The 13506-nt window shown below is 57.6% G+C and carries 14 protein-coding genes; all 14 read left to right on the top strand.

Annotated features, from left to right (window positions below; all coding sequences use genetic code 11):
• Positions 1 to 13: 13 nt before the first annotated feature.
• Positions 14 to 415, top strand: coding sequence for an SPI-1 type III secretion system chaperone SpaK (gene spaK / locus FCN80_RS15345; protein ID WP_136991050.1), 402 nt, complete (start codon positions 14 to 16; stop codon positions 413 to 415).
• Positions 416 to 1711 carry a type III secretion system ATPase SctN gene (gene sctN, locus FCN80_RS15340; RefSeq protein ID WP_136991049.1) on the top strand — a complete coding sequence of 432 codons (1296 nt, stop codon included), beginning with the start codon at positions 416 to 418 and terminating at the stop codon, positions 1709 to 1711.
• Positions 1695 to 2147, top strand: coding sequence for a hypothetical protein (locus tag FCN80_RS15335; protein WP_136991048.1), 453 nt, complete (start codon positions 1695 to 1697; stop codon positions 2145 to 2147). Before sctN ends, FCN80_RS15335 begins: the two co-directional genes overlap by 17 nt.
• Positions 2135 to 2947, top strand: coding sequence for a hypothetical protein (locus tag FCN80_RS26470; protein ID WP_170975411.1), 813 nt, complete (start codon positions 2135 to 2137; stop codon positions 2945 to 2947). Before FCN80_RS15335 ends, FCN80_RS26470 begins: the two co-directional genes overlap by 13 nt.
• Entirely contained in the window at positions 2944 to 3876 is a 933-nt protein-coding gene (gene sctQ / locus FCN80_RS15330; RefSeq protein ID WP_170975410.1) for a type III secretion system cytoplasmic ring protein SctQ, read from the top strand. Before FCN80_RS26470 ends, sctQ begins: the two co-directional genes overlap by 4 nt.
• Positions 3866 to 4519, top strand: coding sequence for an EscR/YscR/HrcR family type III secretion system export apparatus protein (locus FCN80_RS15325; protein WP_136991046.1), 654 nt, complete (start codon positions 3866 to 3868; stop codon positions 4517 to 4519). Before sctQ ends, FCN80_RS15325 begins: the two co-directional genes overlap by 11 nt.
• Positions 4520 to 4539: 20 nt before the next feature.
• A complete protein-coding gene (locus FCN80_RS15320; RefSeq protein ID WP_136991045.1) occupies positions 4540 to 4800 on the top strand; it encodes an EscS/YscS/HrcS family type III secretion system export apparatus protein in 261 nt (86 codons plus the stop codon).
• A gap of 1 nt (position 4801) precedes the next feature.
• Positions 4802 to 5614 carry a type III secretion system export apparatus subunit SctT gene (gene sctT / locus FCN80_RS15315; RefSeq protein ID WP_136991044.1) on the top strand — a complete coding sequence of 271 codons (813 nt, stop codon included), beginning with the start codon at positions 4802 to 4804 and terminating at the stop codon, positions 5612 to 5614.
• Between the two features lie 74 nt (positions 5615 to 5688).
• A complete protein-coding gene (locus tag FCN80_RS15310; RefSeq protein ID WP_136991043.1) occupies positions 5689 to 6762 on the top strand; it encodes an EscU/YscU/HrcU family type III secretion system export apparatus switch protein in 1074 nt (357 codons plus the stop codon).
• Between the two features lie 415 nt (positions 6763 to 7177).
• Positions 7178 to 7684, top strand: a complete 507-nt coding sequence (sicA, locus tag FCN80_RS15305; RefSeq protein ID WP_136991042.1) for a type III secretion system translocator chaperone SicA — start codon at positions 7178 to 7180, stop codon at positions 7682 to 7684.
• Positions 7681 to 9465, top strand: coding sequence for a type III secretion system translocon subunit SseC family protein (gene sctE, locus FCN80_RS15300; RefSeq protein WP_136991041.1), 1785 nt, complete (start codon positions 7681 to 7683; stop codon positions 9463 to 9465). The genes sicA and sctE overlap by 4 nt, the downstream gene beginning before the upstream one ends.
• Positions 9466 to 9480: 15 nt before the next feature.
• A complete protein-coding gene (locus tag FCN80_RS15295) occupies positions 9481 to 10617 on the top strand; it encodes an IpaC/SipC family type III secretion system effector (RefSeq protein WP_136991040.1) in 1137 nt (378 codons plus the stop codon).
• Positions 10618 to 10664: 47 nt separating this feature from the next.
• Entirely contained in the window at positions 10665 to 11825 is a 1161-nt protein-coding gene (locus FCN80_RS15290) for an IpaD/SipD/SspD family type III secretion system needle tip protein (RefSeq protein ID WP_136991039.1), read from the top strand.
• Positions 11826 to 11840: 15 nt separating this feature from the next.
• A partial coding sequence (locus tag FCN80_RS15285) for a hypothetical protein (protein ID WP_136991038.1) occupies positions 11841 to 13506 on the top strand: 1666 nt, incomplete at its 3' end.

Genomic DNA, 13506 nt, shown 5'->3' with positions numbered 1-13506 from the left:
TGGAGTATCGCTCATGTATGTTGATATTGCCGCCTTAGTGCGGGAAGCTTTATTAGAAAGCGGTTGCGATCCGAATTTGCTGGATAATTTTGATAGTCATTCAACTATCGCGCTTGATTTTAATGATTTACCAAGCATCTATATCAGCAGCCAAGAAGAAGATATCTGGTTATGGTCGCGCTTGGCCGAATATAATGACAATATTATCGAGCAACGGGCGCCCGCTTTATTGGAAGAATTAATGCGCGGCGCCGAATTTATCCGTGGCGAGCAATTTCTATTATCCAGAAACGAAGGGTTTCTTGAATTAAAAGCCCTGCTTAATCCCATGTGCCTGACCAGCGGCCAAAATTTCGCCATCGCCCTGAGCGGCTTTTTCGAACGTCTTGAACGTTTCGTTGAGGTGATGCAGTAAATGCCAGGCCATTTGCGACTGCTGCGCCGACAGGCATTACCCTTGCGGCTGTCCGGTCCCATTATCGAAGCGGCCCTGCCTGGCGTGAAAGTCGGCGAGATCTGCGATATACGACGGCATTGGACGGGACGGGAGGTGATTGCCCGCGCACAGGTACTGGGCTTTCATCACGAGCGCACTATTCTGAGCCTGATCGGCGATGGCCGCGGATTGTCGCGGGAAGCGTCGCTGCATCCCACCGGCGCCCAGTTGACGGTTAATGTCGGGGACGCGTGTCTGGGCGCGGTCATGGATCCCCAGGGGCGTATCGTCGAGCGGCTGTGCCCGGCGTCCGGTCTCGGTCGCGGCGAAAACCGGCCCATCGACATCGATGCGCCCTCTTACCAGCAACGCACGGTGATACAGCATCCCTTTGTGACCGGCATCCGCGCCGTAGATGGTTTGCTGACTTGCGGCGTCGGCCAGCGTATCGGCATTTTCGCCTCGGCCGGTTGTGGAAAAACCGTGCTGATGCATACGCTGATTGATCAATCGCAAGCCGATGTGTTCGTGGTGGGATTGATAGGTGAGCGGGGCCGGGAAGTCACCGAATTCGCCGAGGCTTTGCGCCGTTCGGGACGGCAGGATCGCGTCGCGCTGATTTACGCGACCTCGGATTACTCGTCGCTGGATCGCGCCAATGCCGCCCGTCTGGCCACCACGGTGGCAGAGTATTTCCGCGATCAAGGCAAAAAAGTGGTGTTGTTTCTGGATTCGCTTACCCGTTATGGGCGGGCGCTGCGCGACGTCGCCCTGGCCGCCGGCGAGGCGCCCGCCCGACGGGGCTACCCCGCATCGGTATTCGATGCCTTGCCGCGCCTGCTGGAGCGTCCGGGCAATACCCGCGCCGGCAGCATCACCGCTTTTTATACCATTCTCCTGGAAAGCGACGACGAACCCGATCCCATCGCCGACGAAATCCGCTCAATTCTGGATGGGCACATCTATCTGAGCCGCAAACTGGCTGCGCAGAATCATTATCCAGCTATTGATGTCCTGCGCAGCATCAGCCGCGTTTTCGGCCAGGTCACCGATGGCCGGCACCAGCAACTGGCCGGGGCGGTACGCAATACACTGGCCAAACTGGAAGAATTGCAGATTTTTCTTGATCTCGGCGAGTACAAGCACGGCGAAAACGTGGAAAACGACCGGGCAATGGAGCGGCGCCAGGCTTTGCAGGACTTTCTGCGGCAAGCCACGACCGAGGCGGCGGACTTCAACACAACGCTCAAGGTGATGCATGACATTGTTACATAAAGTGAATGCGCTTATTGAACGTTGTGGTACCCAACAGCGGCGCTGCGATCTGCTGTTGCAGCAGGGAGAACGGCGCCGGAGGGGATTGCAGGACGAAATTACCCAATTGCGGACGCAATACGCCGCCACACGCCAACTGATGGAACTTGAACGGCCGCAAGGCCAGTTGGATCGGACGCGGCTCTTTCTCAGACAGCGCCGGTTGGCGGTGATCCGCCGCCAGTTACAGGATATGGCGGTGCGCGAAAAAAACCTGTCGCAGGATTTGGCGGAAATCGGCCGGGAATTGGAAGATATCCGCTGCCGGCGGCGTCTCTGGCAACGTCAACAAGAAAAATATCGGCATTGGAGCGGGCGGCAACGACAGCAACGCATGCTACGGCGGCTCCGCCAGGAAGAAACCGAAATTCAGGAGATCATCACTTGGAAATCCTAACGCAATCTGCCCGTTATTACAGCGAACAACCCCAGGCGTCGCAAACCGCGATTGACATGGAACAAATTATCGCCGCCAGCCGGGGACAAAATCCGTCGGCGGATCAGGAGCACACCGCGCAGGCGCGGCCCAAGAAACAACAGCTTGGCGAAGACATCGGCGCCGGGGCCCATGGCGGCGCACAACGGCCGCTGGAGGGCAGCGGAGAGGGGCGCGACCATGCCCATTTCCATCGCATGCGACTCGGGGGGGCCGAGCGGGGCAGCCGGCATGTCTTGGCGGATAACGACGCCGAAGGACGGGGAAAAATCCGCGCCAAAAACCCGGCGGCCCGGCATGCCGAATCAGCGCTCGCCGGCGAGCGCGCCACCACCGGCCAGCAGGAGTTACGCGCTGCCGAAACCGACTTGGACCCAAGGGATACGCTGTCCGGCGGCGTTTCGTTCGCGTCCCGCCCCGCGGCCGAGTTCATGGCGGGGAAAGGCGCCGGGCATCTGGCGCCTGAACGCCAGCCGATGCCGCTTCCTCCGGCATTTGACGCCAATAACGTCGGCGCCGATCGGGGCGCCCAACTGACCTATACCTTCGATAAACTCAGGGCCGGCGCGGAATCCGCCGCGCAGAACAGCGTGCAAATCGCCATGAAAGGGACGGTCGTGCTCACGCCCAACAACCGCAATACTTACGACAATCTGCTGGCGCATCCGGCCGGGGCCGAGGGGTATGTGATCCTGCCCGCGGAGGGCGAGCGGCAACGGCGCGGACAGCAAGAGGATGGCCAGGGGGAGGAAAATCAGTGACCTCCCTGCGATTGCGGCGCTTATCGCGGTCCGAGACGGCTTGGCGCTTGATTCTGGCGGGTTGGCGCGACCGCGGCATTGTAACGCAATTCGGCCCGCCCGCCGTGGCTTCCCGCCACCTGGCCGTCAGCGCCGACAACGGCGCTTGGCGGGGCCGGCTTGATCCCCGGCAATGGCTGGCGGGGGTATACCCCGAACTGGCGGCATTGGCGGACAGCGCCCGCGATGAAGAATCCATTCTGGCATTGTTCAATAGCCAGGACCGGCCATTGTCCTTTGCGCACCCGGGCTTACCGTACAAGGCGCTTAAAGCCGAGGGGCTGACGCCCGGGGATGACATAACGACCCCACTGCCGTGTTTGGCCGCCCGGGAATGCCCGGTATGGTTGACCGGGGTCAGCGACGCGCTGGCGCTACTGCCCAATACCCCTGTGCGAGGCCTGTTGGCCGTAACGTTGCCGGTGGAATGGCTTATCGGCAGCAGCCGGCTGCCGGCCGGTATGGCCGCAAAGCTTTCGCCCGGCGATGTGCTGCTCATCAACCGGCCATGTCGCCGGGTGCGCAGCCAAGGCGTGACCATCGGTATTTTCCGGCACAATGAAGAGAAGATTATGACTGACGAATATCACCAGGACGATCCCGCGGCGGACGGGGCTTTTACCGCCATGCCCGACGTGGATCCCATTTCCGCCGCTTTGCGTGAGGTTCCCCTCAAGGTGGAATTTATCCTGCAGCGCCGCTTTTTGAGCATCGGCGAACTGCAACAGCTTTATGCCGGCAAGGTTCTCGAATTGGAACCCGGCGTCGAGAAAAGAATCGAGATCAGGGCCAACGGCCGCCTGCTGGCCAGAGGGGAACTGGTACAACTGGAAGACCGGCTGGGCGTTGAAGTGTCGGATCTTTATCTGGATCAGGCTCATGATCAGTGATATTGGCTTGATCGGCGCATTGTCGTTTTTGTCCCTGCTGCCGTTTTTGATTGCCTCGGGTACCTGCTACGTCAAATTCTCCATCGTTTTCGTGATGGTTCGCAATGCCCTGGGTTTGCAGCAAGTGCCGTCGAACATGACGCTCAATGGCGTTGCGCTGCTACTGGCGCTGTTCATTATGGCGCCGGTGGCGCGCGATGCCTACCAGACGTTCCAGGAACAGCACGTGGATCTTTCCAATCCGGAATCGGTCGTCGGGTTTATGGAGAACGGACTGGATGGCTACAAAGACTATTTGCGCAAATACACCGACCCGGAACTGGCGCGTTTTTTTGAAAAGGCGCAATCCGGGCATGGCGGCGATGCGGCGGCGGATGAAACGTCGTCGCCGTCCATGTTGGCGTTGTTGCCGGCTTACGCGCTCAGCGAGATCAAGAGCGCGTTCAAAATCGGTTTTTACCTTTATCTGCCGTTCGTTGTGGTGGATTTGCTGATATCCAGTGTCTTGCTGGCATTGGGCATGATGATGATGAGCCCAATCACGATCTCTGTCCCCATCAAATTGATCTTATTCGTCGTGCTGGATGGCTGGACGTTGTTATCCAAGGGACTGGTTCTTCAATATATTGATTTGGCCACATAGAGCGCTGAATAGGGGTAAAAATGAACGATGTCGTGTTCGCGGGGAACAAAGCGCTCTATTTGGTGCTGATGTTATCCGCCGGTCCCATCTTGGTAGCGACCCTGGTGGGGTTGCTGGTGGGCCTTTTCCAGACGGTGATGCAATTACAGGAGCAGACGTTGCCCTTTGGCCTGAAGTTGCTCAGCGTCACGTTATGCCTGTTTATTCTTGCCGGCTGGTATGGCGAAACGCTGCTGGGATTCGGCCGCGAAGTCATCGGTATGGCATTGACCCGGCCCTGAAATGAATATCGCCGCGTTTTTCGACATCCAGCATGGCCTGGCCATCATGGTTCTGGGCGCCGCCAGGATCATGCCTTCATTTTTCCTGCTGCCGTTTTTTAACCATAGCGTTATCAGCAACACGATCCGCATGCCGGTGATTATGCTGACGGGCTTGAGTCTGTGGCCGCACCCCATTGATATGGCGCCCTTGACGCTGGGCGGCGAATTTATGCGAATCCTGGCGCGGGAATTCTTTATCGGCCTGTTGCTGGGCATGGTGTTCGCGCTGCCGTTCTGGGTGATGCATGGCATCGGCAGCGTGATAGACAATCAGCGCGGGGCCACCATCAGCAGCACACTCGATCCGGTGAGCGGCGTGGACACCTCGGAGTTGGCCAATCTGTTTCATTTGTTCGCCGGCGTGCTGTTTTTGGTGGGCGGCGGGTTGAGCGTCATGCTGGAGGCGTTCGCGCGCAGCTACCAATTGTGCGATCCGCTGCTGGGGTGCTCGCCGCCCATTCGGCCGGTGCTGGGGCTGCTGAGCGCCCTGATGCTCAAGGTTATGGTGTTGGCAAGTCCCGTGCTGGCCGCCTTACTGCTGTCGGAAATCTTGCTCGGGTTGCTGTCGCGCTTCGCTCCGCAGATGAATGCTTTTTCCATTTCCCTGACCGTCAAAAGCATGATCGCTTTTTTTATCTTGTTGCTCTATTTCTCGCCCCTGCTGCCCGAGAAATTTCACGCGGCCTGGATATCGGGCGCGCAAATCAAAACCTGGCTGGCGCCCGAGGCGGGAAGCCTTACGCCGATTGCGCCGGACGGCGCGCCGGAATAACCGGCCGAAACGCCCCTTCCAGGCTGAAACAAGATTGATATTCGCTAACGATCGTATCCTTACCCGGTAATCCCATGGCCAACAAGACTGAAAAACCGACGCCTAAACGCTTGCGCGACGCTTCGCAAAAAGGCCAGACCTTCAAATGCCGCGACGTGATTATCGCCTGCATGCTGTTATGCGGCATACTCTGGCTTATCACCATGGGATCGCTATCGGAACTGATGACGTTATACCGTAACCTGATTGCCAATCATTTTGAGGTGGAAATCAAGGCGTTCGGTAATGCCATTGTGTTATTGGCGTTGAAACTGATCATTCCGATACTGCTTATCTGTATTTTGACATCGGCTTTGCCCACGCTGCTACAGACCGGATTCCTATTGGCGACCAAAGCGTTAAAACTGAATTTCAACGCGCTCAATCCCACCAAAGGCATAAAAAAACTGTTCAGCATCCGAACCATCAAGGACATGATCAAGTCGTTTCTCTATCTGGGGTGTTTTGCCGCGGCCATCATTATCACCTGGCGGAATAACAAAGTACTGCTGTTTTCACAAATTCATGGCGATGCGGCGGGCATTGTGCAAATTTGGCGGGAACTACTACTCTCGCTGGTACTGACGTGCCTTGCCTGCCTGATCCTGGTTGCCGTACTGGATGCCATTGCCGACTATTTCCTGCATATTAAAGAATTGAAAATGGACAAGCAGGAAGTCAAGCGTGAGATGAAAGAGCTAGACGGCAACCCGGAAATCAAATGGCGCCGCCGGCAATTACATATGGAGATTTTGTCGGAGCAGACTAAATCGGATATCCGCAGCTCGCAATTCATCATCGCCAATCCGACGCACATCGCCATCGGTATTTATTTTAGCCCCGAGGTGGTGCCGGCGCCTTTCATCTCGGTACTGGAGACCAATCAGCGGGCGTTGGCGGTGCGTAAATACGCCGAGGAAGTGGGCGTGCCGGTGGTGCGGGATATCGCTCTGGCCAGAAAAATCTATAAATCCCATCGCCTGTACTCGTTTATTCGGCTTGAGGAACTGGACGAGGTTTTACGTTTGCTGACCTGGCTTAAAGAAGTGGAGAATGCCTGGCGTCATGAAGAAAACCCGTCGTCGGACCAGACAGAAGAACGACCATAACCCTATATGCTATCTACGCCGCGATGCATCGCGAAGTTTAAGTATAAATATTGTCTCGAAGGCACGCTAAAAAAAACAGTAAATCTTTTTCAACTCTAACTGAGGTATGTGCAATGTTTTAATAAAAATGATGGAAGTGGTTATTTGATTATACACTTTAAATAATTCAGGTAATAGATTTTAACCCCCTCGGGTCGCATCGTGGCGGCAAGGGGGCGCTGCCCGAAAAGCGGCAACTGGATGTAGGTCGAGTCTACCCTTATTTATTCAGTTTCGTTTAACCATTGTCCTGGAATCAGGCTGATTACCAGTGGGTAGTCGCTATTTTGTTGAGCGATTGTTGAAAGTAATGGTTATTTGTTCATGTTTCAATCAAGTCACCCTCATAATTGATGGTGCATCTCAGGAGTAATTTATGACGTTGCATGATAATGTCAGTGAAACCCAAATCGCGGATATGCTGTGGAATGCGGTAAGTAATGGCGCAACATTGAAAGATGTGCACGATTTGCCTGATGAGATGATGGAGGGGATTTACGCCCACGCCTATGATTTTTACCATAAAGGACAACTGGACGAGGCTGCGACATTTTTTCGCTTCCTGTGTATCTATGATTTTTATAACCCGGACTATTACCTGGGCCTGGGCGCGGTCTATCAATTAAAAAAGCAATTCCAGAAAGCCGCCGATATTTACGCGGTCGCTTTTTCTTTGGCGAAAGAGGATTACCGTCCGGTTTTTTTCAGCGGCCAATGTCAGCTACTGATGCAGAAAGCCAATAAAGCCAAACAATGTTTTGAGCAGGTCGTGGCGCATTGCCAGGAAGAGTCGTTGCGAGTGAAGGCCAAGGCCTATCTGGATACGCTGCAAAAACAAAATGAGGCCGGCACATCGCCGCAGGAAACCAAGGAGCTGACATGACGGACTCAATCGGAACAATCGGGACGGGTCATGGCGAGGCTTTCGCGCAATCGGCAAGACCGTCGGTTACCGAGCATGCCGGGGTTGACAAGCCCCTGATTTCCCAGGCTAAGGCACAGTCGCTTTACGATGAGGCGCAAAAAGCGGCGCGGGACATGCTGACATTGCTCAGTGATACGCCCGCCCGAACCGCCGTTGCTGTTTGGACCGCCAACGATGCGCCGGAGCTGGCCCCGCCGCGGTCATCGGCGCAAGGTGACGATAAATGGGGCAACACCGCGCGGTTTACTCAGTTGGCGGGCAACGCCATGCGCCTGTTGGGCAACGCGTCGCTAAGCCAGTTGGCCAGCCGCCTGGAAGTGATGATGGCCAACAGTCATGCGTTGCAGCAGCGCAACGAGGCGCTGTATATGCAGTTCCAGCAGGCGGCCGAGCACAGCACCGCCGCTACCGCCCAGGCCGAGGCGGATTTGGCGTCCCTGGATGCCGCGGCGCAGCAGCTTGCCGACAAACAGCAGGCATACGACCAGGCCAAGTTGGCCTTAAGTCAGCTTGCGCCGCAAGATCCCGGCTATGAGGCCGCCTATGGCCAACTGCAAACGGCGGAGCTCGCGCTGAATCAGGCCCGGGAACAATGGGGCAAAGCGGAATCCCTGGCTCAACAGTCCTATGCCGCCGCCCGGGAAGCCGTACTGGCCGTCGATGATTTGTTAATCCGGCTGGAGAGCCTGGTCAATGCCCAAGGGATGTTGATAAAGCAGACCGGCGAACAAAACCTGAACGCGCTGGCGCGCATGCTGCTGTTGATAGGCACGTTCATCAAACTGGTGGGGGAGAACAGCGAAAAGGCGCTGGAGAACGATTCGGCGCTTTTTCAAAGCATGCAGGAGACCCGGCAAAAAGAGATGCAGCGTAAGGCGGAGGAGTATGACGCCGAGGTGCGCAAGGCCGAGCAGCTTAATAAGGCCATGGGGTGCGTCGGCAAGATCCTGGGCGGGCTGATAACGGCGCTAAGCGTCATCGGCGCCGTGTTTTCCGGCGGCGCCAGCCTGGCCTTTGCCGCGGTGGGCCTGGCCCTGTTGGTCGGCGATGAAATCAGCAAGGCGGTCAGCGGGGTTTCTTTTATGGAAAAAGCGCTCAGCCCCATTATGGAGAATATCATCAAGCCCTTGGTGGACGCCCTAAGCAAAGGAATCGCCAAAATGCTTGAGCGTCTGGGCATGGATGCCAATACCGCCGCCATGATAGGCGGTATCGTCGGCACCCTGGTCGCCGCAGCGCTGATCATCGCCGTGGTCATCGTGGGCAAGGCCGCGGCGGGCAAGGCAGCCGCCTCGGCATTCGGCAACCTGATCAATGACGCCATTCGCAAATTGATTCCCAACATTCTCAAAGACATGGCCGGCAAATCCAGTGCGTTGGTATCCGATAGCATCAAGCGTTTGCTTTCTAAGCTTTCGCTTCGTTCGGACAGCCTGGCGCTGAAAAGTTACACCAACCGGCTTAATAGCATCAACACCGGCGCGGGGATAAGCGCCGAGACCGCTCAGGCCGGCGGTCGGGTGGCGCAAGGTATTTATGAACGGAACGCCCAGACTATCCTGGCCAGTTTCACGTTATCAAACGCCGAGATGGAACAAGTCAGACAGTTGCTTGAGCAGATGGTGGAAAAATTCAGCGATGCCCAAAGCAGCCAGCAACAACAGTGGGCCAGCCTGATCGAATTGCAGAACGCTGCCGCGCAAGCCAACAAAACAATCGTGAGAAACGCTCTTGCCTGAACAAGGAGGCAATCTATGAACACCCAGCAAATCACTGCGCAACACCCGGCGGACTTCGGCCTGTTGCCACAAGCGTCAATCGCTGAAAGCCGTCCGGCCGCGGTCGATGCCTCTCAAACGCTGGCCGATTTCGCCGTCGGCAAAAAGAAGTCGGTGTTATCGGCCGCCGGGACAAGCGGAACGACGGTCCTGCGACAGCCTGATGCGGCCGCGGCCATGCCGACCGGCGATATTGTGTCCGGCATCGCGCAGCGGGTATCCGGCCGCACGCCCTCGCAGGTTCTCGCGCAACTGGCCGACGAGACGACCGTGACGGGGGGAACGGCCAGAGGGTTTGACATATCCCGTCTGAATACCAGTCAAATCGCCGCTCTGTTCGCCGTTATCCTCCAGGCGCTGCAAACCGGCAAGACAGCCGAACGGCAAAACCAGGCGGACATGGCGCTGGTAAAAGGCAGAATGGCCGAAGGGGCGGCGAGCGCCATGCGCGCGTCCGGGCAAACCGCGTTGAACGGCGCCATTAGCCAGGCATCGTTCGGGCTGTCCATTTCGGGAGCGGGATTCGCCTTGCAACAAAAAGGCATTAACCGGGAACGGGCGATGCTGCAAAACGATCAGACGTCTTTGTTAAAACAGCAAAACGCCCTGGACGCAGCCAGGCTCAATAGCGCCAAGGGCGGCTCGTCGGCACTGGAAAGCGCTTCTGTGTCCGGCGGGGTTCGACTGGATACCGTTGATGGCGGCAACGTTGCCGTGCGGCAGAATACCGCCGGCGTGCGGCCACGGCATCAGGCGCATATTGATGAAGCCGCGCAAATGCGGCTGAAAAAGGATATCGGCGTGGCGGAGATCGACATCCGGGATAAACAGGCCAAGGCGGATGCCATTAAAGCCAAGGGGATGCTGATTTCCCAGATGTCGCATCCCACGACCGGCATTCTCGGTGGCAACACCCAGGTCATGCAGGCCGACGAAAACGCCCAGCAGCATTTGCATCAGCAGTCCGGCCAGGTGGCGAGTGGCCTGGCGGATACCAGCAATGCCAACGCGCGGGACTTTGACAGTTTGATCCAAACGGTCGCCCAGAAACTGGCCGATATCCAGCGCGCCCATCTGGATACCGCCGGCATGATAGCGGGCAAGTCCGTTTGATTTTGACCGGCGCCGCCTGTGACCGCGGCGTGGTTGGGAGTACAGCTATGAGCTACGTGAGTTTCTTTTCGCCGGACATCGGCCATTTTCCGCTACCGGCGCTTGGCGATGCGCTGGCGTCGCCGGGCAAAGGCTCGCCGGACGCCTGCCGCAACGATGATCATCCGGGTTTGTCGTCCCCGGCGCACGACGCCCGCCGAGCAGACAATGCAACGTCATCGTATGCCGGCGCGCATCGGGAATGGGCGCGTTGCCGCGAGTGCCTGGCCGATGATAAGCGCGCCCTCGACAGTCATCTGTCGGCTTTGGCGCGGCGCGTCGATAAGGCCACTCGGTCGCTGGAGGCGGTCGTTAACGCCTCCGCGAGTGACAACGCCGACACGATGGCGCCGGCGTTTCGTTCGACACAGGATTTCGGCTTCAACCAAGAGTGGCAATTGTCCTATCAGGCGGCGACCGACAACCTGCGCTCGGCGCTTGCCGGCGACGCCCTCGCCGCAGGGGCGGAACAACGCTTATCCCGAAACGCGGAGACCGGCGATGCGCGCGATTCGTCCGCCGCCGCGGTCGCTGATGATCCGGCGTTCAAGAGCTATGCCGAGCTCTGGCAAGACGCGGTCGATGCCATTGGCGCCATCAAAGAAGATTATCTGGAAGTTTACGAAACCGTGGTCGAGCGCTATACCGCGTTTTACAGCGATTTCAGCGACTTTATGAGTGGTTTGACCGCCTATCTCGATGTCTCCACCGACGACAAAGGCAACCAGACCATGCAATTCCGTCCGGAGGTGCTTGATGAAATCGACAAACTGCTTGCCACCTACGGCAACGGCGAGCAAGGCGTGTTGTTCCCCGCAACGGGCTCGGCGACCCGGGAGGACGCGGAGAAATGGGCCGCCGAACTGGGTCTGGATCCCGCCTGCGTGCAAGCTTCCGGCGATGGTTATGTCGTGAGAATCGACCTTTCGCCGTTGCAAACCATCAGGGATAACATGAGTGACAGCGCTCTGGCGCCCATGTCCACCTTCCAGTACCAATCCTGGCGTAGCGGTTTTGATGCCCAATCAGGGAAATTCCAGACCACTTTGCAATTGCTCACCACCAAATACGGCAATGCCAACGGGATGTTCGATACCATGGTGAAAGTTTTAAGCTCATCCATTACCTCGGGTGCTGAAACTTTGAAACAAATCCTTGCCTCGATATAACCTGGGGAATGACCTATGCCTACCATTCAATCCTTGCCGCTGACGCAACCCGCCAAACTGTCCTCGCCTTTGGGGGGCAAAGTTAAGCATTTAGCTTCAGCGCTTATTAAAAAACTCAAGAGCGCCGGCAATATTCACCAAGGCGTGAGAACCCCGGCGGTGAAAACCAACGAACGGCGGCAGGATCGCGCCAGGGAAGGACAGAAGACGACGGGGCGGCAGGGCAATCACGCCGCCTCGCCTGGCGGAATGACGGACGCGGTCATTTCCGGCGGCGAATCAACGCCGTCCTCTCCGGCAGAGACGGAAGGCCCAAGCGAGAATAACCGGATTTCCGTGGATGATTGCCGCAGGGATGTCGAGCGCGACATGCGGGACAGGTTATTTAGCGCCGCCGGAAGACACGAACAGACGCTGCGGCGACTTTACGCCGAGACCGACAATCAGCTGGCCCGTTCCCGGTTGGACCATATCGCGACGACGTATTATCTGGCGATGGACGGCGCCGCTTCCGGTGAAATCGTCGGCGAGTTAAACGCCATCATGACCGAACTGACCAATAAAATGGTCGCGGACACGTTGGGCAGAAAGTCGGTTTTCGGCAGCCACCAACCGGGCCGCGATAAAGAATACCGCAAAATCAGGACCCTTGAGAACCGACTGGCCGCCATTATGATTGAAGTGATCGGCCCCGCGGATGACGCGAAGGCCGCCGGCGAAGCCGGCAGGGCGGCGGAGCATCTGTTGGCCTCGCGTATCAAGCCGTTCATTGTGGGCTACCTTGAACAGCAGTTTGGTAGCCGTCTTACTGAAAATACCAAAGCGAATATTCTGCTCGTGGTGGACCGTCATGCCATGCGTCTGCTCGAACAGGTTCGCGGCGGCATTGAGAGCTATCAGACCGGATCGCTGGAAAATATTTACCGGGCGGTGGATGTGGTTCTGACAATCCCCCATCTGCTGAGCGACTACGATATCGACGGTGGTACCCGTCCCGCGGCGAATAGAACCGCCGTAGCCGACGACGTCGCGCCTTCCCGCGCATCGATACAGGCCCCGGGCGATGACGGCCCGAACGCCGTCCCCACGGATGGCCCCCCGTTTACCCGCGCGAACGGACCCGCGCCGGCGGGCGAGCGCCCATCGGCCGACCGGGCCAATAACACCTACATCACCAATAACAATTTTGTTTTTTCACCAACGCAAAATACCTTTGCGCCGGTCAATCATTCGACATTTATCCATTTTGACGGCCGCCATGGCAACGCAGCGCCCGCGGCCGGCACGCCGCGACCTTTTGGCGACACGTTGCTGTCCGACCCCGTCGCCCCACGGGGAAACTTTCCGCCATCACCCGCGGCGGCCAAGGACGGTCTGTCGAAAGCCAATCCGGACGCGTTTTCCCCTCAATTCGCCGCATCAAGCGTCTTCGAATCGGCCCAGTTGCATACGCCGGAAGTGAAATACGCCCATCGGGTGAAAAATGAGCTTCAATTGGCGCGGGGCGTTGAGACGGGAATGCGGCCGGCAGTCGGGGGGACGACGGATTTCCGCGGGGAAAACGCGTCTGGCGAAGCGCATGCCGGCGCAAAGGGCGTGCGCGTGAACAACGCCAGAACCATCCTGAGCAATGAAGGCTTACGACGGGCGGGAAGGGAAGGTAAACATTCGCCGAACATTT

The organism is Martelella alba (genome assembly GCF_005217455.1).
Lineage (GTDB): Bacteria > Pseudomonadota > Gammaproteobacteria > Enterobacterales > Enterobacteriaceae > Acerihabitans.
This window is presented reverse-complemented; position numbering and strand designations above follow the sequence as displayed.